Annotated in this window: 18 protein-coding genes; 6 read left to right on the forward strand and 12 right to left on the reverse strand. The window is 71.9% G+C overall.

Annotated features, from left to right (window positions below; translation table 11 throughout):
• Nucleotides 1-16: 16 nt before the first annotated feature.
• The 6 genes from OG904_RS01885 to OG904_RS01910 all read right to left on the reverse strand — a co-directional run bounded on the left by OG904_RS01885 (nt 17) and on the right by OG904_RS01910 (nt 6,657).
• On the reverse strand, nt 17-388 hold the full coding sequence (locus OG904_RS01885; protein WP_405486660.1) for a cupin domain-containing protein: 372 nt from the start codon (nt 386-388) through the stop codon (nt 17-19).
• Between the two features lie 103 nt (nt 389-491).
• Nucleotides 492-1,139: a hypothetical protein gene (locus OG904_RS01890; protein WP_405486662.1), complete on the reverse strand. Its 648-nt coding sequence runs from the start codon at nt 1,137-1,139 to the stop codon at nt 492-494.
• Between the two features lie 36 nt (nt 1,140-1,175).
• Nucleotides 1,176-3,083 carry a stealth family protein gene (locus tag OG904_RS01895; protein WP_405486664.1) on the reverse strand — a complete coding sequence of 636 codons (1,908 nt, stop codon included), beginning with the start codon at nt 3,081-3,083 and terminating at the stop codon, nt 1,176-1,178.
• 159 nt (nt 3,084-3,242) lie between these two features.
• Nucleotides 3,243-3,989 carry a succinate dehydrogenase/fumarate reductase iron-sulfur subunit gene (locus OG904_RS01900; protein ID WP_405486666.1) on the reverse strand — a complete coding sequence of 249 codons (747 nt, stop codon included), beginning with the start codon at nt 3,987-3,989 and terminating at the stop codon, nt 3,243-3,245.
• On the reverse strand, nt 3,986-5,950 hold the full coding sequence (locus tag OG904_RS01905; protein ID WP_405486668.1) for a fumarate reductase/succinate dehydrogenase flavoprotein subunit: 1,965 nt from the start codon (nt 5,948-5,950) through the stop codon (nt 3,986-3,988). Before OG904_RS01905 ends, OG904_RS01900 begins: the two co-directional genes overlap by 4 nt.
• 2 nt (nt 5,951-5,952) lie before the next feature.
• Nucleotides 5,953-6,657 (reverse strand): succinate dehydrogenase cytochrome b subunit, encoded by a 705-nt coding sequence (locus OG904_RS01910; RefSeq protein ID WP_405486670.1) that lies wholly within the window; start codon nt 6,655-6,657, stop codon nt 5,953-5,955.
• 94 nt (nt 6,658-6,751) lie between these two features.
• Between OG904_RS01910 and OG904_RS01915 the strand changes: the two genes are divergently transcribed.
• On the forward strand, nt 6,752-7,630 hold the full coding sequence (locus tag OG904_RS01915; protein ID WP_405486672.1) for a LysR family transcriptional regulator: 879 nt from the start codon (nt 6,752-6,754) through the stop codon (nt 7,628-7,630).
• A gap of 421 nt (nt 7,631-8,051) precedes the next feature.
• Here OG904_RS01915 and OG904_RS01920 read toward each other — a convergent pair whose 3' ends face one another.
• Entirely contained in the window at nt 8,052-8,696 is a 645-nt protein-coding gene (locus OG904_RS01920) for a TetR family transcriptional regulator (protein ID WP_405486674.1), read from the reverse strand.
• Nucleotides 8,697-8,801: 105 nt separating this feature from the next.
• Here OG904_RS01920 and OG904_RS01925 point away from each other — a divergent pair, with 105 nt between their 5' ends.
• Nucleotides 8,802-9,911: an FAD-dependent monooxygenase gene (locus tag OG904_RS01925; protein ID WP_405486676.1), complete on the forward strand. Its 1,110-nt coding sequence runs from the start codon at nt 8,802-8,804 to the stop codon at nt 9,909-9,911.
• A 148-nt stretch (nt 9,912-10,059) separates the two neighbouring features.
• On the opposite strand, the gene OG904_RS01930 is transcribed toward OG904_RS01925, so the two are convergent.
• Both OG904_RS01930 and OG904_RS01935 read right to left on the reverse strand, forming a co-directional pair.
• Complete coding sequence (locus OG904_RS01930) at nt 10,060-12,249, reverse strand: putative bifunctional diguanylate cyclase/phosphodiesterase (RefSeq protein ID WP_405486678.1); 2,190 nt, start codon at nt 12,247-12,249, stop codon at nt 10,060-10,062.
• Nucleotides 12,246-13,076 carry an SAM-dependent methyltransferase gene (locus tag OG904_RS01935; protein ID WP_405486680.1) on the reverse strand — a complete coding sequence of 277 codons (831 nt, stop codon included), beginning with the start codon at nt 13,074-13,076 and terminating at the stop codon, nt 12,246-12,248. Before OG904_RS01935 ends, OG904_RS01930 begins: the two co-directional genes overlap by 4 nt.
• Nucleotides 13,077-14,013: 937 nt before the next feature.
• Here OG904_RS01935 and OG904_RS01940 point away from each other — a divergent pair.
• From OG904_RS01940 to OG904_RS01950, 3 genes are all read left to right on the forward strand, one after another.
• Nucleotides 14,014-14,184, forward strand: a complete 171-nt coding sequence (locus OG904_RS01940; protein ID WP_405486682.1) for a hypothetical protein — start codon at nt 14,014-14,016, stop codon at nt 14,182-14,184.
• Nucleotides 14,185-14,223: 39 nt separating this feature from the next.
• A complete protein-coding gene (locus OG904_RS01945; RefSeq protein ID WP_405486684.1) occupies nt 14,224-14,994 on the forward strand; it encodes a hypothetical protein in 771 nt (256 codons plus the stop codon).
• A gap of 215 nt (nt 14,995-15,209) precedes the next feature.
• Nucleotides 15,210-15,860, forward strand: coding sequence for a hypothetical protein (locus OG904_RS01950; RefSeq protein ID WP_405486686.1), 651 nt, complete (start codon nt 15,210-15,212; stop codon nt 15,858-15,860).
• A gap of 130 nt (nt 15,861-15,990) precedes the next feature.
• Here OG904_RS01950 and OG904_RS01955 read toward each other — a convergent pair whose 3' ends face one another.
• On the reverse strand, nt 15,991-16,485 hold the full coding sequence (locus tag OG904_RS01955) for a hypothetical protein (protein WP_405486688.1): 495 nt from the start codon (nt 16,483-16,485) through the stop codon (nt 15,991-15,993).
• Nucleotides 16,486-16,837: 352 nt separating this feature from the next.
• Between OG904_RS01955 and OG904_RS01960 the strand changes: the two genes are divergently transcribed.
• Nucleotides 16,838-17,530: a class F sortase gene (locus OG904_RS01960; protein ID WP_405486690.1), complete on the forward strand. Its 693-nt coding sequence runs from the start codon at nt 16,838-16,840 to the stop codon at nt 17,528-17,530.
• Nucleotides 17,531-17,649: 119 nt separating this feature from the next.
• Here the strand turns inward: OG904_RS01960 and OG904_RS01965 are convergent, their stop codons facing one another.
• Nucleotides 17,650-18,555: a polysaccharide deacetylase family protein gene (locus OG904_RS01965; RefSeq protein ID WP_405486692.1), complete on the reverse strand. Its 906-nt coding sequence runs from the start codon at nt 18,553-18,555 to the stop codon at nt 17,650-17,652.
• Nucleotides 18,556-18,671: 116 nt separating this feature from the next.
• Nucleotides 18,672-21,983, reverse strand: coding sequence for a bifunctional lysylphosphatidylglycerol synthetase/lysine--tRNA ligase LysX (gene lysX / locus OG904_RS01970; RefSeq protein ID WP_405486694.1), 3,312 nt, complete (start codon nt 21,981-21,983; stop codon nt 18,672-18,674).
• Between the last annotated feature and the right edge of the window lie 133 nt (nt 21,984-22,116).

A 22,116-nucleotide genomic window follows, 5' to 3' on the forward strand; every position in this document is an offset into this window, starting at 1 on the left:
TTACCCGTTTACCCGTTCACGCGTCGGCGGGTTTGGCGAAGTCCCCGTAGCCCTGCCAGTCGAGGACGACGCACGGTTCCTCACCGATCACCCAGGCATCGTGTCCGGGGTCGATCTGGATGAAGTCCCCGGGCAGCGCCTCGATGCTTTCGCCGTCGTCCATGACGACCTTCATCCGGCCGCTGATGATGTAGCCCACGTGAGCGGCCTCGCAACTGGCGGTTCCCGCGATGGGCTTGATGTGTTCCGACCACTGCCAGCCGGGCTCGAACACGGCCCTGCCGACCGGCCCGTGGTCGGTGTTGAGCAGGTCGAGCCTGCCCTTGCCGTCCTCGAACCGACGCGTCTCGTCGGCGGAATCGAAGCCTCTTCGCACGATTCCAGACATGACCGTCAACCTCCCGGCGCACGACTGCCCCGAGTCCACTTCTCAGCGTACGCCCGTACCGGACCGGCAGGACCGGATCCCCCGGCGGTGTTTCCGGGCTGCTCTACGCGTCGCCCGAGAGCAGGTGCTGCGCGTGCTCCCGGAAGCTCCACACGCCCTGCCGGCGGGTGAACATCCACACCAGGTCGTAGCGGTCGGGCCAGGCGGCGGGCAGTCCCAGTACGTCCTGCGCCCCGAGGGCCCGGATCAGGCGGGGCATGCCCTGGTGCTCCCAGCAGACGAGGACGGGCATCGGCGCGGCCAGCACCGCGCGGGCCAGGGCCGGCTCTGCTCCGACGGCGAATTCCGCACGGACGGGCGTGCGCAGTGCGGTGGCGAGCGTCCCGACCGTCTGGCGGCACCGCTCGGGCGCCCCCTTCTTCCCGCCGGCCGCGAAGACGGCCCCGGGGCGGGGCAGGGCCGCGCCCCGGGCCGGGGAGAAGAGTGCGGGCAGCTCCTGGGCCCTGCGCCATCCCCGGCCGGCGAGGAAGCCGGGGTCCTCGTTGCCCTCGTCGTCCTCGCCGGTGTCCCCGGCGTAGGGCTTCTCCGCGTGCCGGATCAGCATGACCAGCGCGTCCTTGGCGGTCCCGGGGCCGGGGCGCGGGGCCGGGGGGTCTTCTTCCCCGGCGCAGCCTGCCGCCACCAGTGGGGTGAGGGCGGCGGCCAGCACGGTACGGCGGCGCGGGCCGGATCCGGCGGGGGCTTGAGGCATGGGCCCACTGTCACCCATGCCCGGTAGGGCCGCCGGTCACGGCACGACGGGCGCCGCTCCGATCATCCGATCGGCGGACGTCCGGTGGTCCTTCCCGGCGCTCCGGCGCCGCACGACGGCCCGGGCCGGGGCCTCGTACGGGGAGGCGACGGGGAAGTAGGCCTCCAGGAAGGCCTTGAGCGCACGCTGCTGCGCCTCGGGGGACAACTCGCTCTCCGAGTCGTCGGCGAGGCAGAACGCGTCCGTGCCGCGGTCGCGCAGGAGGCCGCCCAGCCGCTGGACTTCCTCGGCCCGGCCGGTGGACACGTAGGCCGTGACCAGGTCCCCTTCCACGGCCCGCCCCTGGGCGAGTGCCAGGTGCAGGGAGAGGGTGACGGGGGCGAGGTCAGCGGCGCTGCGGAAGACGGAGCGGCTGGTCGCGGCGAGTCCGCCGGGCAGCTGCTCCTCGAGACATGCGTAGAGGGAGCGGCTCTGCGGGTACGGGGCGTGCGCCAGGATGCGCGGGTACGTACGGCCCGCGAGCGCCTCCACCTTGCGGCGGGTCACCCGCTGCGAGGCGGTGAAGACGTCGTCGTGGCTGTCCGGAGAGCTGGGCGGGACGGCCCGCGTGTCGTGGAAGACCTTCGGCAGCCCGGAGGGCAGGAAGTAGTTCTGGGGCCGCTGCGGGCGGCCGAGGAAGATGTCGTCGTTGAAGTAGAGGTAGTGCTCCGCGAGGCCGGGGATGCGGTGCAGCTGGGTCTCGATGGCGTGCGAGTTGAAGACGGGCAGGACGCCGGGGTCCTCGAACAGCTCCCGGTGGGGGACCACGGTGAGCCCGGGGTGCTCCACCGCCAGCCAGTCGGGCACCTGGTCGTCGGTGACCAGGAAGACCTGGCGGATCCAGGGCGCGTAGGCGGCGATGGAGCGCAGGCAGTAGCGCAGCTCGCCGCGGTCCCGGAAGCGGTGGTCGGCGCTGTCGGCCTCGGCTTGGGCCCCGGCTCCAGCCCCGGCCCCGGCCCCGGCCCCGGCCCCGGCCTCGACCCCGACCCCGACCCCGGCCCCGGCTCCGCCTTCGGATTCGGCCGGATCCGATCCGGCGGCCGCGCCGGCGTCGGTGGCTCCGGATGCGGATGCCGTGTCCCTGCGGTGGCGCCACTGGGGGTCCGCGCCGTCCACCCAGGTGACCACGGCGTCGACGGGGAAGTCGATGTCCTCGGGGAAACGGCGGTCGAGGGCCGTCATCACCGGATAGTCCCGGTCTCCGATGCGCCGGCTCGCGGTGGCCGCCAGCGAGGGCACCCACCATCCGAAGGGGGTCTCCCTGAGCGAGGCGACCCCGCCCGGACCGTCGGCCGGATTCCAGAACTCCAGGTCACAGCCCTGTTCGGCACCCATGTGGAGCGTGTACCCCGAGGTGACCACGGGGAGGTAGAGCCGGATGCCGGCGACGACGGCGCCGTCGCAGGCCTCGGCCTCCGCCGCGGCGACGGCCTCGGGCAGGTCCTCGGCCAGGGTGGTGCCGAGCGCCGTGCCGTAGCCGAGGAGGTCGGCGTAGACGGGCCGGCCGGCGAAGCCCTCCGCGCAGGCGGCGAGCGCGGCGGCGCGGCTTCCGGGGGCGAGCGCCACCCGGTGGACCAGTTCGCCGTCGGGAACCAGTCCGTACGGCAGTGCGGCCGCCTCCAGTGCCTCGGCGACCGCCCGGAGGTTCAGTTCCGCCAGCTGGGCCGGCAGCAGGTCGTCCCGTACGACGGCCAGCCGGCCCCCGTGTTCGACGACGCTGCCGGATTCGCCGGCGTGGGCCAGGATCCGCTGTTCCCGGGCGGCGGCCAGGGCCGCGCGCGAATCCGCCACGGATTCCGCCGCGGATTGCGCGTCGGGTCCCGGCTCCGGTGCCCGCTTCGGGACCGGCATCCAGCTCCGGGGCTGGAAGGGCATCCAGCTCAGATGCCGACGGATGCCACTCATGATCACCTCAGGGCTCGTGGACGCGCTCAGCGGCCCCGCCTTGTCGGCAGCCCCCGGTGGCCGTAACTCACCTTACGGGCCAGTGCACGAAAGATGAACAGGATCTTCCGGCCCCCACCCCATTCTCATGAAACCCACAGGTCAGATAGGACATAGGGGTCAGCGGGGAGCCTGGCGGACCGCTCTCAGCCATTCCCTGTTCATCGCGGCGATCGACGGCAGCGGGATCCCCTTGGGGCAGGCGGTCGCGCACTCGCCGGTCAGGGTGCAGCCGCCGAATCCCTCGGCGTCCATGGTGGCCACCATGTCCAGGACACGGGTCTCGCGCTCCGGCGAGCCCTGCGGGAGCACGTTCAGGTGATTGACCTTCGCAGAGGTGAAAAGCATCGCGGAGCCGTTGGGACAGGCCGCCACGCAGGCCCCGCAGCCGATGCACTCGGCGTGCTCGAAGGCGAAGTCGGCGTCCGGCTTGGGTACGGCGGTGGCGTGGGCCTCCGGGGCGGCGCCGGTCGGGGCGGTGATGTAGCCGCCGGACTGGATGATCCGGTCGAAGGCACTTCGGTCGACGACCAGGTCCTTCACGACCGGGAAGGCCGACGCCCGCCAGGGTTCGACGTCGATGGTGTCGCCGTCGGTGAAGGAGCGCATGTGGAGCTGGCAGGTGGTGGTGCGCTCCGGCCCGTGGGCGTCGCCGTTGATGACGAGGCTGCACGCACCGCAGATGCCCTCGCGGCAGTCGTGGTCGAAGACGACCGGGTCCTCCCCTCGCAGGATGAGCTCCTCGTTGAGGGTGTCGAGCATTTCGAGGAAGGACATGTCCTTCGAGATCCCGTCGACCTCGTACGAGGCCATGGTGCCGGGGGCGGCGGCGTTCTTCTGGCGCCAGACGCGCAGGGTGAGCTTCATGCGTAGCTCCGCTGGGTGGGGTGGACGTACTCGAAGACGAGGTCTTCCTTGTGCAGGACGGGGGCGGCGCCGGTTCCGGTGTACTGCCAGGCGGCCGCGTACCCGAACTCCTCGTCGCGGCGGGCGGCCTCGCCGTCCGGGGTCTGGGACTCCTCGCGGAAGTGGCCGCCGCAGGACTCGGCGCGGTGGAGGGCGTCGAGGCACATCAGCTCGGCGAGCTCGAGGTAGTCGACGATGCGGTTGGCCTTCTCGAGCGACTGGTTGAACTCCTCGCCGCTGCCCGGCACCTTGATCCGCCGCCAGAACTCGTCCCGGATCTCCGGGATCCGGGCGAGTGCCTTGCGCAGGCCCTCCTCGGTCCGGGCCATCCCGCAGTACTCCCACATCAGTTCGCCGATCTCCCGGTGGAAGGAGTCGGGGGTGCGGTCCCCGTCGACGGCGAGCAGCTTCGCGAGGCAGTCGCGGGTCTCGCGGACGGCGGCCGCGGCCTCGGGGTGGGTGTCGTCCACGGCCTCCTGGTGGGGGTGGCGGGCGAGGTAGTCGTTGATGGTGGAGGGCAGGACGAAGTAGCCGTCGCCGAGGCCCTGCATGAGGGCGGAGGCGCCGAGGCGGTTGGCTCCGTGGTCGGAGAAGTTGGCCTCGCCGATCGCGAACAGGCCGGGGACGGTGGTCTGGAGGTCGTAGTCGACCCATAGTCCGCCCATCGTGTAGTGCACGGCGGGGTAGATCCGCATGGGGACCTCGTACGGGTTCTCCGCGGTGATCCGCTCGTACATCTCGAAGAGGTTGCCGTACTTCTCGGCGACCTTCTCCTTGCCCATGCGGCGGATGGCGTCGGCGAAGTCCAGGTAGACGCCCTGGCCGCCGGGGCCCACGCCGCGGCCCTCGTCGCAGACGTTCTTGGCCGCGCGGGAGGCGATGTCACGGGGCACGAGGTTTCCGAAGGAGGGGTAGATCCGCTCCAGGTAGTAGTCGCGCTCCGCCTCGGGGATGTCGGCGGCGGGGCGGGTGTCCCCCTCGGCCCTGGGCACCCAGATGCGGCCGTCGTTGCGCAGCGACTCGCTCATCAGAGTGAGTTTGGACTGGTGGTCGCCGGTGCGCGGGATGCAGGTGGGGTGGATCTGCGTGAAGCAGGGGTTGGCGAAGTACGCGCCGCGCCGGTGCGCCCGCCAGACGGCGGTCGCGTTGGAGTTCATGGCGTTGGTGGAGAGGTAGAAGACGTTTCCGTAGCCGCCGCTCGCGAGGACGACCGCGTCGGCGTAGTACGTGCCGATCGCGCCGGTGACCAGGTCGCGGGCGACGATGCCGCGGGCCACCCCGTCGACGGTGATCAGGTCGAGCATCTCGGTGCGGGCGTGCATCTCGACGTTTCCGGCGGCGATCTGGCGCGAGAGCGCCTGGTAGGCGCCGAGCAGCAGCTGCTGTCCGGTCTGGCCGCGGGCGTAGAAGGTGCGGGAGACCTGGACTCCGCCGAAGGAACGGGTGTCGAGGAGGCCGCCGTACTCGCGGGCGAAGGGGACGCCCTGGGCCACGCACTGGTCGATGATCTCGACGGAGATCTGGGCGAGGCGGTGGACGTTGGACTCGCGGGCGCGGAAGTCGCCGCCCTTGACGGTGTCGTAGAAGAGGCGGTGCACGGAGTCGCCGTCGTTGCGGTAGTTCTTGGCGGCGTTGATGCCGCCCTGGGCCGCGATGGAGTGGGCTCGCCGCGGGGAGTCGGAGAAGCAGAACTGGACCACGTGGTAGCCCTGTTCGGCGAGGGTCGCGCCGGCCGCTCCGCCGGCCAGTCCGGTGCCGACGACGATGACGGTGTGCTTGCGCCGGTTGGCCGGGTTGACCAGTTTGGCCTCGAAGCGGCGGCGGTCCCAGCGTTCGGCGATGGGGCCTTCGGGGGCCTTGGTGTCGGCGATCGGCTCGCCGGTGGTGTAGTCGGCGTAGGGGACGCCCGTGGTTCCGCTCATGGTCAGCTCACCATTCCGGTCATGACGGCGACGGGTACGGACACGAAACCCGCGAAGAGGACGAGGGCGAGGGCGTTGGCCAGGAACTTCAGCGTCCGGTCCCGTCGGGCGTTGCCCGCGCCGAGGGTCTGGGCGGCGCTCCAGAAGCCGTGGCGGACGTGCAGTCCGAGGGCTGCCATCGCCACGAGGTAGATGGTGTTGCCGTACCAGGTGGAGAAGGTGGCCAGGACGTTCTCGTAGGGATGCCCGGCCCAGGCGCGCTCGTTGACGGTGAGCGTGGTGAGGTCGAGCAGGTGCCAGACGATGAAGAGGGCGAGGATGACGCCGCCCCAGCGCATGGTTCGGGTGGCGTAGCTCGCGCTGCGGCGCTTGTGGGCGTACTTCACCGGGCGCGCCTTGATGTCGCGGCGGCTGAGCCGGTACGCGCACACCCCGTGCGCCACGACGGCGGCGACCAGGGCCACGCGGACGATCCACAGGGCCCACTCGTGGTGCAGGAAGGGCGAGCCGAGGGTGCGCAGCCAGTGCGCGTATCCGTTGAACTCGTCCGCCCCGAAGAAGATCTTGAGGTTGCCGAGCATGTGCACGACCAGGTAGCCGAGCATGATCAGGCCGGAGACGGCCATCACGGACTTCTTGCCGACGGAGGAGTCCCAGAGTGTTCGCGTGGTGGACGGCCGTCGACCCGTCCGCGTTGCCAGTGCCATGCCATCGACCGTAAGGACGAAGGTCCCGAAAGGTCCAAGACATGACGGAGCTGAAGTCGATAGGTGCAGCCTATGCGGGCGCTAGCCTGGGGGCATGCAGTTCCAGCAGCTGGTCTATTTCGTCGCCGTCGCCGAGACCCGGCACTTCACGCGTGCGGCCGAGCGCGAGCACGTGGCCCAGCCTTCGCTGTCGCAGCAGATCAAGGCGCTCGAACGGGAACTGGGCGCCGAGCTGTTCAGCCGGGCGCGCGGGAACATCGCACTCACCGACGCCGGCGAGACCCTGCTGCCGCTGGCCCGCCGGATCCTCGCCGACGCGGACACGGCCCGCCTGGAGGTGCAGGAGCTGGCGCAGCTCCGGCGCGGACGGGTCCGGCTGGGGGCCACTCCGAGCGTGTGCACGGGCCTGCTGCCGGACGTACTGCGGACCTTCCACGCCGCGCATCCGGGGATCGAGCTGCTGATCGAGGAGGGTGGTTCGCTGGACCTCGTACGAGAGCTCGCGCGCGGGTCCCTGGACCTCGCGCTCATCGCCCTGCCGCTGCCCCCCTCGGCTCCGGCGCTGACCACGGTGGAGCTGCTGACGGAGGACCTGGTGGTGATCTCCTCGGCGGCCCTCCCGCCCCCGGCGGGCGGCGGTCCGCTCACGGTGTCCGCGCTGCGCGAAGAGCCGATGGTGATGTTCCGGCACGGCTACGACCTGCGGGACCTGACGGTGGCGGCCTGCCGGGCGGAGGGCTTCGAGCCGGTGTTCACGGTGGAGGGCGGCGAGATGGACGCGGTACTGGGCTTCGTGCGCGCGGGGCTCGGCATCGCGGTGGTCCCGGCCATGGTGGCCGGCCGCGCGGGCTCCGGCCTGCGGACCACACCCCTGGCGGGCTCCCCGCTGCGCCGCACGATCGCCCTGGCCCACCGCACGGACGTGGCACCCCCACGCGCGGCCCGCGAACTGAAGCGCACCCTCCTGACCTGACCCCTGAACCGGCCCGGCAACCTTCCAGCCCCACCGCGACTTTCCAGCCCCGCCTGCGACCTTTCAGCCCGGCCGTCGCCCCCTCCCGGCCCGGCCGGCGCCCCCTTCCAGCCCGGCCGTCGCCCCCTTCCAGCCCGCCCGGGGACTTTTCAGCCCCGCCGGCGTTTGAGGCGCGGGGGTCCGGGGGCTGGCCCCCGGCAACGGCGCCGCACCCGACAGGGGTCCGGGGCGGAGCCCCGGGGAACGGGGGAAGGGCGGGTAGGGGACGGCCCCGCGCAGCGGCACACGCCCGGCGCCCACTTCCGGGTACCGGGTCGCAGGCACCGGGTGCCGGGCGGCGGGTCGCAGGCACCGGGCGCGGCCGCAGGGTCGCAGGCACCGGGTGCCCGGTGCCGGCTGCCGGGCACGGGGGGGGATCCGGTCAGCCCCGACGCACGGGCAGAGCCCCGTCAAGCCCCCCCGCCAAGAGCCCGAACGCCCGCTCCGCATCAGCCACCGCAGCCGAATGCGCCGCATCCGCACTCTGCCCGGCATCGATCCGGCGAAAGTTCTCCCGCCCGAGCTCCCGACGGGCCCCGACCAGATACTCCGCCGAAAGCCGCGCCGTAAGCGGATCGACCGATTCGACTTCGAGCACGGCGGCGAGCAGCTCCACCTCGCGCGAGGTGTAGTGCGTCAGCCGCGACTCCAGGCTGGCGGTGGTGAACAGCAGCCGCTGGAAGGCCAGCACGTTCGGGTGGTCGCACAGCCCGGTGATCGGATCCCGGTCGGCGAGCGCCTCCAGGAAGTGCGCACGCACCGCCGCCACCGGAGTCTGACCCGCGCCGCGGTCCCGCACGAGGCGCGCCACCTCGTCCTGATGGTCGGCGAACCGGTCGAGGACCAGGTCCTCCTTGCTGGCGAAGTAGCGGAACAGCGTGGGCTTGGAGACCTCGGCCGCCGCGGCGACGTCCGCCACCGAGACGGCGTCGAAACCGCGCTCCAGGAAGAGCTCCAGCGCCGTGGCCGCCAGCTGGCGGCGGGTACGGAGCTTCTTGTTCTCGCGCAGACCCGTCGTGTTCTCCATGGGCACAGGATAACACGAATGAGTGACCCGGTTATTTTTGTAACCGGGTTGCATTTCTTTCCTCGAGGCGCTTTCCTTGAGACAACGACGACGAGGGGACACCCGATGACCAACACAACGAACCTGCCGGCCCCGCCGGCCCGGCCGGCCCCGGACGTGCTGGTCGTCGGCTCCGGCCCGACCGGCCTCACGCTCGCCTGCCACCTGGCACAGCAGGGCATCACCGTCCGGATCCTCGACAGCCGCCCGGCTCCGCACCGCGAGTCGCGCGGCAAGGGACTCCGGCCGGCCAGCCTCGAGGTCTTCGGGGAGCTCGGCGTGGCCGATGCCGTGACGGCGAAGGGCCGGGCCAGCGTGGTGCTGCGCAAATACTTCGACGGGACGCACATCAACGACACCACCGTCGACGGAGGCCTGCTCATAGGGCAGTGGCAGGTCGAGGAGGCGCTCCGCGACCGGCTGGCCGAGCTGGGCGTGCGCGTCGAGTACGGGTCCCGGCTCGCCGGAATCACCCAGGACGAGGCCGGCGTCCGTGCGGAGCTGGAGGACGGCACCGTGATCGGAGCCGGGTATCTCGCGGGGTGCGACGGCGGGCACAGCACCACCCGCGGACTCCTCGGGATCCCCTTCGAGGGGAACGGGGAGAAGGAACCGGCGATGGTCCTCGGGGACGTCAGGGCACCGGGGCTCAGCCGCGAGTTCTGGCACCAGTGGTTCACCTCGGAGGGCGGCGGGATACTGCTCTGCCCGATGCCGGGGACGGACACCTTCCAACTGCAGGCCGCGCCCGAGACGGACGAACGGGGCGAGTCGCTGCCGCCCTCGCTGGAGAGCTTCCAGCGGCTCTTCGACCGGCATGCCCGGATGCCGGGGATACGGCTGGCGGAGCCCACCTGGCTCTCCACCTGGCGGGTCAACGTCCGCATGGCCACCCGGATACGCGAGGGCCGGGTCTTCCTCGCGGGGGACGCGGCACACGTGCATCCGATAGCCGGCGGGCTGGGCATGAACACCGGCATCCAGGACGCTGCCGCCCTCGGCCGGGCGCTGGCCGCCACCCTCGCCGGGGCGGCCGGGGAGGAGGCGCTCGACGCGTACCAGGCCGAGCGGCTCCCGGTGGCCGCCGAGCTCCTCGCCGATACGGCCCGGCGCTACGAGCGGGTGCTCGCCGCCGTCCGCGAGCCGGGCCGGGGCACGGAGGCAGGCCTGGAATGACCCGGCCGGGCCCGGACCCGGGACTGGGCAGCCCGGGAATCGCCACCCGCGAGCGGCCAACCCGGGAGGGCCCCGCCCGGGAAGGTCCGAGCTGGGAAGGTCCGACCCGGGAGGCCCCGACCCCCGGGAAGGTCCGACCCGGCAGCGGTCAGAGGGTGGGCACCGCGTCCGACAGGGACAGGGCGTGGATGCGGTCGGGGGCGCCGGGGCGGGCGTAGTACCAGCCCTGGGCCGTATCGCAGCCGAGGGCCCGGAGCTGGGCGGCCTGGGCGCCGGTTTCCACACCCTCGACGGTGACGGCGAGTTCGAGGCTGTGGGCCAGGGCGACTATGCCCTCCACGATCTTGACGTCGACGGGGTTGGCGGGGTGCTGCTGCATTCCCTTGGTGAAGGAGCGGTCCAGCTTCAGGACGCTGACGGGCAGGCGGCGCAGGTTGGCCAGGTTCGAGTAGCCGGTGCCGAAGTCGTCCAGGGCGATGTCCACGCCCAGGGCGGCGAGCCGGCGCAGCGGTTCGAGGAGTTCGTCGTCGGCTCCTATCAGGGCCGATTCGGTGACCTCCAGGCACAGCGAGCCCGGGGCCAGGCCCGAGGACTCCAGGACGCGGATCGTATCGGCGACCAGGCCGGGGTGGTGCAGCTGGGTCGGTGACAGGTTGACGTTGATCCGCAGGGTGGCGCCGCCCTGCTGGTGCTGCCAGTTGCGGGCCTGGCGGACGGACTCCTCCAGGACCCAGCGGCCGAGGGGCACGATCAGCCCGGTACGTTCGGCGAGCGGGATGAAGCGGTCCGGGCCGAGCACCCCGTGCTGCGGGTGCGACCAGCGCACCAGTGCCTCCGCACCGTGCACGCTGCCGTCGTGCATGTGCACCAGCGGCTGGTACTCGATGAAGAACTCTCCGCGTTCCAGCGCCGCCGGCAGGGCGTTGGTCAGGCCGTGCCGGGTGATGGCGCGCGCGTCGGCCGCGGCGTCGGCGAACTCGAAGCGGTTGCCGCCGGCCGCCTTGGCCCGGTACATGGTGATGTCGGCGCTGCGCAGCACCTCCGCGGGAGTCCGCTCGCGCGCGGGACCCTCGACGATGCCGATGCTGCCCCGGACCGTCAGCTCCCGGCCTTCCAGCCGGATCGGGACCGAGAGGGCGGAGAGGATCCGCACGGCGAGCTCGGTGGACTTCTCCTCCGTGTCGGGACCGGTGGTCAGTGCCACGAACTCGTCGCCGCCGAGCCGGGCGACCACCTCTCCCGGACCGGTCGCACAGCTCTGCAGCCGGTCGGCGACCTCCACCAGCAGCCGGTCGCCTGCCGAGTGGCCGAGGCTGTCGTTGACCGCCTTGAAGCCGTCGAGATCGAGGTAGCACAGGCCGAAGCGGGTGGCGCCGGCTCCGCCCAGCGCCTTCTCCAGGCGTTCGAAGAACAGCGTCCGGTTGGGCAGGCCGGTCAGGGCGTCGTGGGTGGCCTCGTAGCGCAGCCGCAGGTTCAGCAGCCGGCGCTCGGTGGTGTCCTCCATCAGCGCCAGCTGGTACTGCGGGACGCCCTCGGCGTCCCGCAGCAGGGATACCGTCAGGTTGGTCCACAGGACGGTTCCGTCGTGCCGGTAGTACGGCTTCTCGACGCGGTAGTTCTCGCGCTCGCCGCGCACGAGTTCGCCGTACATGCGCCAGACGTGCGGGGTGTCGTCGGGGTGTCCCCATTCGCTGACGTTGCGGCCCCGGACGTGCCCGTCCATGCCGCCGAACATGTGCAGCAGCGTGTCGTTGACCTCCAGGACGTTGCCCTCCAGATCGGCGATGCCGATCCCGATGGCGGCGCCCTCGAAGACCGCCCGGAAACGGGCCTCGCTGGCGTGCAGGGCCTGCTGCGCGTCGATGCGGGCGGTCAGGGCGGAGCGGGCTATGGCCTCCTGCTCCCTGAGGGTGCGCTCGCGCAGGGCTCGGGCGAATCCGGCCGCGATGCCGTGCTGGAGCCGGGCGCAGCGGGACCGATACTCCTCGGTCCCCTCGACGCTCTCGGCGTCGGGGCCCTCCGGACCGCAGTACAGCACCAGGTAGGACTCGACGACGCCGAGCGTGCCGGCCAGTGCCTCCGGGTCGGTGCAGTGCACTGCGACGAGTTCCGTGCCGACGCGCTGGCCGACGGAGGCGTCGAAGGGCCGTGCGCGCAGGGCCTCGACGAGGGTGCGGGTGAGCGGTACGAGGTGTTGTTCGAACTCGCTCCGGGTGAGCGAGGTCGCCGTGACCGGGAAGATCGCCCGCCCCCAGATGGTCGCGAACCGTGCGATCCGGTCCTCCAGACCGCCCTTCGGCGCGCCCGTGTCGCCCGCCGTCTGTGCCGGCAGTCTCACGTCTTGAGTCCCACGCCCGCGAAGCCGGAGAAGGCGTACGGGTCCTCGTCCGCGGCCTCGCCCTCCGGCCCGTCGGTCCCGTCGGGCCGCCAGTTGGGCATCGGCACCAGGCCGGGCTCGACCAGGCCGAAGCCGTCGAAGAAGCGCTCGATCTGCTCCGCGTCGCGCATGACGAGCGGGTTGCGGATGTCCCGGTAGACCCCGACCGCACCGACCGCGACTTCCTCCGGGAGCGGGATTCCCTGGTAGGAGGCGTGCGTGAGGACCAGGAGGCTGCCGGGGGCCAGTGCGTCGCGCAGCTGGGCGACGGCGGCGTAGGGATCGTCCGCGTCCTCCAGGAAGTGCAGGACGGCGACCAGCAGCAGGGCGACCGGACGGTTCAGGTCGAGCACCTGGCAGGTCTCGGGGGCGGTCAGGATCTCCTCGGGCTTGCGCAGATCGGCGGCGACCACGCCCGTCCGGGCGGTGCCGGCCAGGACGGCCTGGCTGTGGGCGACGGCCACCGGGTCGTGGTCGACGTAGACCACGCGCGCCTCGGGGCTGGCGGCCTGTGCGACCTCGTGGACATTGCCGAAGGTGGGGATGCCGGAGCCGATGTCGAGGAACTGCGTGACGCCCCGGGCGACGGCGTACCGCACGGCACGGCGCATGAATGCCCGGTTGGCCTGCATGATCTTTGGCAGACCCGGCAGGAATTCCATGGCCCGGCGGGCCGCCTGCCTGTCGACCTCGAAATTATGGGAGCCGCCCAGGTAGTAATCGTAGATGCGGGACACGCTCGGCACCGATATGTCGATGCCTGGCGGGGCCCAGGCGGGGCGCTCCATCGGGTCTCCAAGCCTTAGTCCTGCAGCGGTCCGGACGGGTCGGACTCCTGTCCGAGCCGAATGTACTGATCATTGCCCAACGGAGCGAGCGAAAGCGGAAATTGGCGATCCGTTCTTCGTCACACCTCAAAGGCCCGACGAGGTGATGGTCACCGAATGATCGAAACCGACAAATACCTTTTGAGAAAAGGCCGGTGATCGATCGCGCACACCTCAAGACTGGCTCAAACCTCCATAGCCACCGCCTCACCCGTTCAGGCGAACCAAGGTCAACCGCTCCACGCGCGGGCGCGCGCGACCCCATGATCCCGGGGTGAAAAGAGCCTCTTCCAGGCGCCTGCTGACCGTCCCGGTCCTGTTGTGGGCGGCACTGTCCACAACACCGGCCATGGCTGATAGCAGCGCATACGCGACGACCGACGCCGACGGCGGGGCGAGCACCGTCAGACTGGTCGCGTCCCTCGCCGGCGACGCGACCGGGGGCATCCGGGGTGGCGGACATCACGGCGCCCAGGCCGACCGGAGCAGCCGGACCGACCAGATCAAGCAGACCAACAGGGTCAGCCAGATCACCCAGGCCGGCCAGGGCGGTCGTGGTCGCGGCCACGACGAGCACGACCACGACCACGACGGCAACCACGACGGAGGGCACGGAGGGCACGGAGGACACGGAGGGGGTCATCACCACGACCCTCCCTGCCCGCCGCCGCCTCCCCCTCCGTGCCCTCCCAAGCCCACCCCGCCTCCCACCCCGACGCCACCGCCCCCGCCCCCGCCCCCGCCCAAACCGACACCACCGCCCCCGCCGCCCCCGCCCAAACCCGTGCCGAAGCCCCCCGCGCCGGCCCCGCCGCCCGTGCGCGCGGCGCCCGCTCCCCCGGCTCCGAAGCCGGCCCCCAAGCCGTTGCCGAAACCGCCCCCGGCCCCGGTGGTACCCGTGACGGCCCCCGCGCCGCCGCCCCCGCCCGCGCCCAAGAAGCCGGTCGCACGCCCCTCGTACCACGCGGCGGCCCGCAAGCCGGTCGAGCACCACATCTCACCGGTGACCTTCACCTTGATGACCGCGGCCCCCGCGGTGCTCGCGATCATCGCGCTGCGCCCGCGCTAGCGGCCCCGCGACCAACCCCGTAATCGACTTGGAGTCATCTTGTCGGAATGGCTCGTCCTGTCCATCGCGATGGCCGCCGCGTGTGCCGTGGTGCTGTCCATCGCCTTCTTCAACCAGCGCCGGATCGGCGAGGACGACGATCCCAGCGAGACCCCGGACGTCATCGAGTACATGACGATGATGATCGGGGTGATCTACGCGATCGTGCTGGGTCTGGCGATCGCCGGCGTCTGGGAGGGCCGCGGGGCCGCCCAGGAGTACGTGCGCCAGGAATCCCAGGCCCTGCACGAGATCAGCGTCCGCTCGGAGGTCTACCCGGCCGACGTGCGCAAGCGGATCCGGTCCGACGTGGACGCCTACGTGACCTACGTCGTGGACACCGAATGGAAGGAGATGGCCGAGAGCGGCAATCTCACCGACCGCAGCGGGGAACTGCTGGATCGCATCCGTCGCGATGTGACGGACTACGAACCGCGGACCGACCACGAGGGTCAGGCGTACCAGCCGCTCGTGGACCAGGTCGCCGTCGTCGACGACGCGCGCAATGCGCGCGGCCAGAGCGCCGGGGCCACCATGCCCGGGGTGGTCTGGTTCGGCCTGATCGCCGGAGCCCTGGTGACGGTGGGGCTGATCTTCACCTTGCAGATCAGGCGTTCGTTCCGGGAACTGCTGCTGGCGGGCCTGTTCAGCGCACTGATCGCCTTCCTGCTGTTCCTCATCTGGGACTTCGACGCCCCCTTCGGCCGGGGCATCGCCGCCACCGCCGAGCCGTTCCTCGCGCAGTTCCCGCATCTGGGCCTGCACGGCTGAGGCCGCACGACCGACACCGCGCCCGGCCCTGCCGGAGTCCGGCAAACCGGGGACGGGCCTTCCGTCCCCGGTTCGGCCCAGTGTCATGCCCCATTCGCCCGTTCCTGATCGCGGGTTGCGGCGCCCGGACCTAGCGTGGCGGACATCGAGGCGCACGACCCCCCACGTGCGGAAACCGTTCCGCGGCTGCTCCTCGGGGATCCGGAGAATCAACCATGGGCGCGATACGCACCTCCCCCACCGCCCTGTTGGGCGCCGCCGCCGCTGGTGCGGCCCTCGTACTCGGCGCCGCCGCCGCGCCCGCCGTGAGCGCGGCCGAGGCCGTGCCGGCGCCCGCGCCCAAAGTCACCCTCACCCCTTCAACGGTCGCCCCCGGCGGACAGGTGACGCTGACCGTCAGCGGCTGCGACACCGCCTCCGCCACCGTCTCCTCCGGGGTCTTCGACACCGTGAGCATCCAGCGGGGCAAGACCGCACGGGTCACCGTGGACCAGGATGCCCGGCGCGGGGCCCAGTACTCCGTCTCCGTCACCTGCGACGCCGTGAACGGGTCGGCCGCCAGCCTGAACGGCTCGGCCGACCTCACGATCACGGGCGGCATTAGCAGGCCCACGACCAGCTCGACCACCGGAAGCCGTACGGGCACCAGCGCGGGCACCGGTACGACGGGTACGAGGCGGGGTACGAGTGCCGGTACCGGTACCAGCTCCTCCAAGCCCGCCACCCTCGGAGTCCGCGGCGGCCTCGGCGGCAGCGTGGCCCGGCTCAACCCCATGGAGCTCGGCGCCGGCGCGGGCCTCGTCCTGGGCGCGCTGGTGGGTCTGGGATACGCACTGCGCCGCCGCGGCATCCGGCGCGTCCACTGAGCCCCTCCCGGCCCGACCGAACACGCCCCTCTCCCCCAACCGAACAGCCCGCAACCGCCGGTCGCCCCGAGTCCTGGCCAGGACTCGGGGCGACCGGCGGTTGTCCGGGCCGACCGGGGAGGTCGGCCGGTCAGGCCCGGCCGTGGATCGGGCGTCGCCGGCGCATCACGTGGACGCCGGCGCCGAGGGCCGCCGAGCCGACGAGGCCCGCGCCGATGGCGGTCTCGGTGGCGGACGGGCCGAAGGAACCGCCGATGCCGCCCTGGGCACCGTTGCCGTCCAGGATCGTGAAGCGCTGCGTGGCGACGAGGCTGTTGTCGTGGCACTTGACGGACAGCGTGTGGTGTCCGGGCGAAGCGTGATTGAAGATCCGGACGGTCGCGAAGCCGATGGAGCCGGCCGACAGGTTGGCGTCGGGAAAGTTGCCTTGCGAGGAGACGATGCCGCCGTGGCCGCAGCCGGCCGCGCTGACCTGCATCGTGGCACCTTGGTGCACGGAGTACGGGTTGACCGTCGTGTTGCTTGGCCCACCGCCACCCGGCGGATTTGCGACGGCGATCGGTGTGGCGAGTCCGACGGCGGCGAACGCCGCCGCGGTCACGGCGAGGGCGCGAGATGCACGCATGGTGGAACCTCCAGCGGGAAGCGCCCCGGAGCGGTGGCCCGGGCAGATCGACGAGAACGCCTCCCATCACGAACCCTCGGGGCGGTCCGCAACCAGCGCATTTCCGGCTTTGGGCCGCAAGGTTGAGCGACACGCCGAAGCGCGGACGTGTTTGCTGACGGATCCGCAGGTCACGACCCGTCAGGCATTTATGTGACGATTACCTGGATGGGCGCACCCCTTCCGGCCCCACCACCCGTTCGCCCCTCCCCGATCGCCGTCCCGCGCGCACCGCCTTAGCGTGCGTGAAGTAGGGCGTAAAGGGGTGGGACAGGAACGCGGGTCGGGACCCCCGCGTCGGGAAGGGAGAACCATGACCGAGGACGAGAGTGAGAGGCCACCGAGGAGGCGCTCCCCCTGGGGCGCCATCGCATTGGTCATGCTCACCGGCCTCGCCATGATGCGCAACGGAGCCGATGTGGGCGCCGGACCTCCGCAGCCGGCCGCCGCGGCGGCGGTCGGAGCGTCGGCCGGGGCGACGGTGGCGCCGCAGGCGGATCGGACGGCGCCCGTCGAGGCGCCCGTGACGGCTCCGAACGTGGAGGTGCTGGAGCACTCGTCGGTGCAGCGCATCCGCATCCCGTCGATCAGCGTGGACGCGCCGGTGATGACGGTCGGGCTGGACGCGACGGGCTGGATCGACGCACCGCCCCCGCAGGAGAAGAACCTGGCGGGCTGGTACCTCAACGGCATCTCGCCGGGTCAGCAGGGTTCGGCGGTGATCGTGGGCCACGTGGACAACGCGCAGGGCCCCGCGGTCTTCTACGGCCTGGGCTCGGTCCAGAAGGGCAGCCGCATCGAGGTGGCGCGCTACGACGGGCGCACGGCGGTGTTCGAGGTGTACGGCGTGGAGGTGTACGCCAAGAACGCCTTCCCCGGCGCCCGGGTGTACGGGGACACCGGACAACCGGAACTCCGGGTGATCACGTGCGGCGGCGGCTACTCGAAGGCGCGCGGCTACGACGGCAACGTCGTGGTCTTCGCGCGGATGGTGGAGGTCCGCTGACCGGCTGGTGACGCGAGACGCGTCGTACGCGAATGCCGTCGGGCCGGGGGTACGCGCCCCCGGCCCCGACGGCGGCACCACCACGGCACCACCACGGCGTCGCCACCAGCACTACGGCGTCACCGCGCGGGCAGGGCCGGCAGCGTCATCCGGTACCCCCGGGCGAGCAGTTGCGGGAGGTAGGTCGCCACCGCCTGCACGCTCTGCGAACGGTTTCCGCCCGCGTCGTGGTTCAGCACGATGACTCCGGGCGCCGCCCCCTTGAGGACCCGCGACACGATGGTGGTGGTGCCGGGTTCCGTCCAGTCGAGGGTGTCCACGGTCCAGGCGAGCGGCTCCATGCCCAGCTCCGCGCCGATCTCGAAGGCGGCCCGGTTCCATGCTCCGTAGGGCGCCCGGAACCACATCGGGGCCTCTCCGACGGCCTTTTCCACGATCTCGCTGGTGCGGCCGATCTCGGAGGCCATGGCCGGCCGGCTGAGCTGGGTGAGCTGCGGATGGGTCCAGGTGTGGTTGCCGATGAGGTGCCCCTCGGCCTCCATCCGGCGCAGCAGGTCCTGGTTGTCCACGGCCATTTCCCCGCAGACGAAGAACATGGCCCGGACGCCGTGGCGCGCGAGGGTGTCCAGGATGCCCGGGGTGTAGCGGGGGTCCGGGCCGTCGTCGAAGGTGAGCGTCATGGCGCCGGCCGTGCTCGCGTCGGCCGGCAGCTGGAGGATCGGCCGGGTGCGTACGGCGGGTTTCGCCGGATGCGCACGCTCGGGGAACCCCTCGGAGGCCATGGGCTGGAGCCGGTACGCGGATCCGCGCGGGAGCTGCTGCGCGCGCCCGGGGGGTCCGGCGAGGGGGCCCGGCCCCGCGGGGCCGCCGGGGCCGCCGGGCAGGGGTGCGGGCGCGCCCTGGGTTCCGGGCGCCGGAAAGTCGCTCTCGCCGCCCGTCAGCAGTCCGGCGGCCGCGGCGACTCCGAGGAAGACGGCGGAGCGCAGGAGCACGCGTCGCCCTACTGTCGGCTCGTCATTTTTCATTACTACTACGTATCAACGACATCCCCGCAGATGTCGAGAGGCGCGGACGCGCCCCGTTGCACTCACCCGATCAGCGCACGGCTGCGCCGGTCGGCCGCACCGCTCAGCAGTGCCGCTCAGCCGCGCCGCACCAGCGGGAACGGCAGCGTCTCGCGGATCGTGAGGCCCGTGAGGAACATGACCAGCCGGTCCACGCCGATGCCCAGGCCGCCGGTCGGGGGCATCGCGTACTCCAGCGCGTCCAGGAAGTCGTTGTCGAGCTCCATCGCCTCCGGGTCGCCGCCCGCCGCGAGCAGCGACTGGGCGGTGAGCCGGCGCCGCTGCTCCACCGGGTCGGTCAGCTCCGAGTAGGCGGTGCCCAGTTCGGTCCCGAAGGCGACCAGGTCCCAGCGCTCGGCGAGGCGCGGGTCCTTGCGGTGCTGCCGGGTGAGCGGGGAGACGTCGGTGGGGAAGTCCTTGTAGAAGGTGGGGAGCTTGGTCCGCTCCTCCACCAGCCGCTCGTACATCTCCAGGACCACGTCGCCCCGGGTGTTCTCGGGGGTGTGCGGCACGGCCGCGCGGTCGCACAGCCGCCGGAGCACGTGCTCCTCCGTATCGGCGTCGACCTCCTCGCCCAGCGCCTCGCTGATCGCCCCGTACATCGTCTTGACCGGCCAGGCCCCGGAGATGTCGTGGACGACGAGCTTCCCGTCCGGGCCGGCCTTGTGCGCGATCGGCGAGCCGAAGGCGGCCGTCGCCGCGCTCTGGATCAGCTCGCGGGTCAGGTCGAGCATCACGTCGTAGTCGGCGAAGGCCTGGTAGGCCTCCAGCATCGTGAACTCGGGGTTGTGCTTGTAGGAGACGCCCTCGTTGCGGAAGGTGCGGCCCATCTCGAAGACCTTCTCCATGCCGCCCACGCACAGGCGCTTCAGGTACAGCTCGGGGGCGATGCGCAGGTACAGGTCGAGGTCGTAGGCGTTGATGTGGGTGCGGAACGGCCGGGCGTTGGCTCCGCCGTGGATCTGCTGGAGCATCGGGGTCTCGACCTCGAGGTAGCCCCGCTCCAGCAGCCCCTGCCGCAGGGCCTGGACCGCGCTGGACCGGGCCCGTACGACGTCACGTGCCTCGGGGCTGGCGACCAGGTCGAGGTAGCGCCGCCGGACCTTGGCCTCGGGGTCTGCGAGGCCCTTGCGTTTGTCGGGCAGCGGGCGCAGGCATTTGCCGGTGAGCTGCCAGGAGTCGACCACGACGGACAGTTCGCCGCTCCTGCTGGCGCCGACCTCGCCGCTCGCGACGACGTGGTCGCCGAAGTCGACCTGGGAGGTGAAGGTGCCGAGCGCCGCGGCGCCCGCCTCGTCCCGGGTGAGCATCAGCTGGACGTCGCCGGACCAGTCCCGCAGGACGGCGAAGACCACGCCGCCGAGGTCGCGCACGACCATCACGCGGCCGGCGACGGTGACCGGGGATCCGGTCCGGGTGCCGGCGGGGTGGCCGGGGTGGGCGGCTTTCAGTTCGGCGACGGTGTGCGTCCGCTGCCGGATGCCGACGGGGTACGGGTCGGTGCCGGACGCGCGGATCCGCTCCAGCTTCTCGTGGCGGACCCGGACCTGTTCGGGCAGCCGCTCTTCCTGCCCGCCCTCGCCCCCCTCCTCCACGGATTCCAGCCCGAGGGCGTCGATGGGCGGCAGGCCCGCCGTGGTGGCGGGTGCGGTGAGCCCGCGCGGGTGCCCGTTGCCCCACAGGGTGCGCATGCTGGGCACGGAGACGAAGCCTTCGGCGATGCCGGAGGCGAGGCTGACCCGGGCGAGCGAGCCGGCGTCCTGGTAGCAGAGGAACCGCGGGTACCACTCGGGGCCGTACTTGACGTTCGAGCGGTAGAGCGCTTCCAGCTGCCACCACTTGGAGAAGAACAGCAGCAGCTTGCGCCACAGTTTCAGGACGGGTCCGGCGCCGATCCGGCCGCCCTCCTCGAAGGCGGAGCGGAACACGGCGAAGTTGAGGGAGATCCGGCGCACGCCCAGGCCCGGGGCGGCGGCGCAGAGCTCGGCGACCATGAACTCCATGACCCCGTTGGGGGCGGCGCGGTCGCGGCGCATCAGGTCGAGGGAGATGCCGTCCTTGCCCCAGGGCACGAAGGACAGCAGGGCGATCAGCTCGTCCTTGTCGTCGAAGGCCTCCACGAGCAGGCAGTCCCCGTCGGCGGAGTCCCCGAGCCGGTCGAGGGCCATGGAGAATCCGCGTTCGGTCTCGGTGTCGCGCCATTTGTCGGCCCGGTCCACGATCATCTGCATCTCGTCCTCGGAGAGGGCGGAGTGGCGGCGGATGACGGTGGTGGCTCCGGTGCGCCTGACCCGGTTGACGGCCTGGCGGGTCACGCGCATGTCGCGGCCGTCGAGGTCGAAGTGGGCGACGTGCAGGATCGCCTCGTCACCGAGTTGGAGGGCGCCGAGCCCGGAGCGGGCGTAGGCGGTCGCGCCGTCCTCGGAGGCTCCCATGACGGCGGGCTGCCAGCCGTAGCGCCGGGCCACGGTGAGCCAGGCGTCGATGGCGGGGGTCCATGCGGCCGGGTCGCCGACGGGGTCGCCGCTGGCCAGGCAGACTCCGGCCTCGACCCGGTAGGTGACGGCGGCCTTGCCGTTCGGGGCGAAGACGACGGCCTTGTCGCGCCGGGTGGCGAAGTATCCGAGGGAGTCGGCCCGGCCGTAGGCACCGAGCAGGGCCCGGATGCGGGGTTCCTCGTCCCCGTGCAGGGCGGCGGTCAGCCGCTGGGAGCGGAAGAGGGTGGCGGCGGCGTTCAGCAGGGCGAGGGCGCCGAAGAGGCCGAGCAGGAAGTACAGGGGCCTGGGCGGGTGGCCGTCGAACTCGCGGCCCGAGAACAGCCCGCCGATGACCTGCTTGGCGGCCCAGTCCAGCCACTGGCCCTTGGGCAGGGTCCCGGGGAACAGCGCGACCAGGCCCCAACCGAGGAACACGGCCGCGAGCAGGCCGAGGCCGAGCACGAGCATGGCCCGCCACAGGGCTCCGGGGCGGGAGGCGGCGTTGAACTCCTTGCGCGCGACGATCAGGATCACGAGGGCGGCCACGGCGATGGCCATGGAGGAGAAGCCGACCCAGTAGTCCTCGTCCGCGATGATCAGCACGTCGGTCAGGACCAGCAGGGCCAAATAGGTGACGACGATCCACCAGGCGACCTTCTTGCGCATGCCGAGTGCCGCGGCGAGCAGGAAGAGGAAGACGGCGTAGGCGAGGTTCGCGCTGACCGGGACCACGACGGCGTCGAGGAAGCGCACGATGTGCCGCAGCAGCCGCCGCAGCGTCGGGGACAGCGCCAGCAGGGCGCAGAACAGCCCTAGCGTTCCGAAGAACGCCCCGAAGGCATCGGGCACCCGGTTCAGGAAGCGGTTCCGGGTCCCGCGCGTCCCGCGCGTCTCCTCCACGGTGGCACTCATGGTTCGCACTGTAGGGAGGGCCGCGCCCCTTCGCGCGGCGAGCCGGTCAGGCCGTCCCTTTCGGATCTTGTCGGCCGGGCCCGCGGCGTCTGGTGCCGTGCCTGGCATCGCGGGCCCGGCAAGATCCGAAAGA

The sequence above is a fragment of the Streptomyces sp. NBC_00096 genome, from assembly GCF_045041305.1.
Lineage (GTDB): Bacteria > Actinomycetota > Actinomycetes > Streptomycetales > Streptomycetaceae > Streptomyces.

What these genes read in the sequence shown, in the direction of transcription:
- OG904_RS01900 (WP_405486666.1), bottom strand. Translation starts at nt 3,989, where the DNA reads ATGAAGCTCACCCTGCGCGTCTGGCGCCAGAAGAACGCCGCCGCCCCC.
- OG904_RS01965 (WP_405486692.1), bottom strand. Translation starts at nt 18,555, where the DNA reads ATGAAAAATGACGAGCCGACAGTAGGGCGACGCGTGCTCCTGCGCTCC.
- OG904_RS01885 (WP_405486660.1), bottom strand. Translation starts at nt 388, where the DNA reads ATGTCTGGAATCGTGCGAAGAGGCTTCGATTCCGCCGACGAGACGCGT.
- OG904_RS01910 (WP_405486670.1), bottom strand. Translation starts at nt 6,657, where the DNA reads ATGGCACTGGCAACGCGGACGGGTCGACGGCCGTCCACCACGCGAACA.
- OG904_RS01935 (WP_405486680.1), bottom strand. Translation starts at nt 13,076, where the DNA reads ATGGAGCGCCCCGCCTGGGCCCCGCCAGGCATCGACATATCGGTGCCG.
- OG904_RS01890 (WP_405486662.1), bottom strand. Translation starts at nt 1,139, where the DNA reads ATGCCTCAAGCCCCCGCCGGATCCGGCCCGCGCCGCCGTACCGTGCTG.
- OG904_RS01955 (WP_405486688.1), bottom strand. Translation starts at nt 16,485, where the DNA reads ATGCGTGCATCTCGCGCCCTCGCCGTGACCGCGGCGGCGTTCGCCGCC.
- OG904_RS01925 (WP_405486676.1), top strand. Translation starts at nt 8,802, where the DNA reads ATGACCAACACAACGAACCTGCCGGCCCCGCCGGCCCGGCCGGCCCCG.
- OG904_RS01895 (WP_405486664.1), bottom strand. Translation starts at nt 3,083, where the DNA reads ATGAGTGGCATCCGTCGGCATCTGAGCTGGATGCCCTTCCAGCCCCGG.
- OG904_RS01960 (WP_405486690.1), top strand. Translation starts at nt 16,838, where the DNA reads ATGACCGAGGACGAGAGTGAGAGGCCACCGAGGAGGCGCTCCCCCTGG.
- OG904_RS01905 (WP_405486668.1), bottom strand. Translation starts at nt 5,950, where the DNA reads ATGAGCGGAACCACGGGCGTCCCCTACGCCGACTACACCACCGGCGAG.
- OG904_RS01920 (WP_405486674.1), bottom strand. Translation starts at nt 8,696, where the DNA reads ATGGAGAACACGACGGGTCTGCGCGAGAACAAGAAGCTCCGTACCCGC.
- OG904_RS01950 (WP_405486686.1), top strand. Translation starts at nt 15,210, where the DNA reads ATGGGCGCGATACGCACCTCCCCCACCGCCCTGTTGGGCGCCGCCGCC.
- OG904_RS01915 (WP_405486672.1), top strand. Translation starts at nt 6,752, where the DNA reads ATGCAGTTCCAGCAGCTGGTCTATTTCGTCGCCGTCGCCGAGACCCGG.
- lysX (WP_405486694.1), bottom strand. Translation starts at nt 21,983, where the DNA reads ATGAGTGCCACCGTGGAGGAGACGCGCGGGACGCGCGGGACCCGGAAC.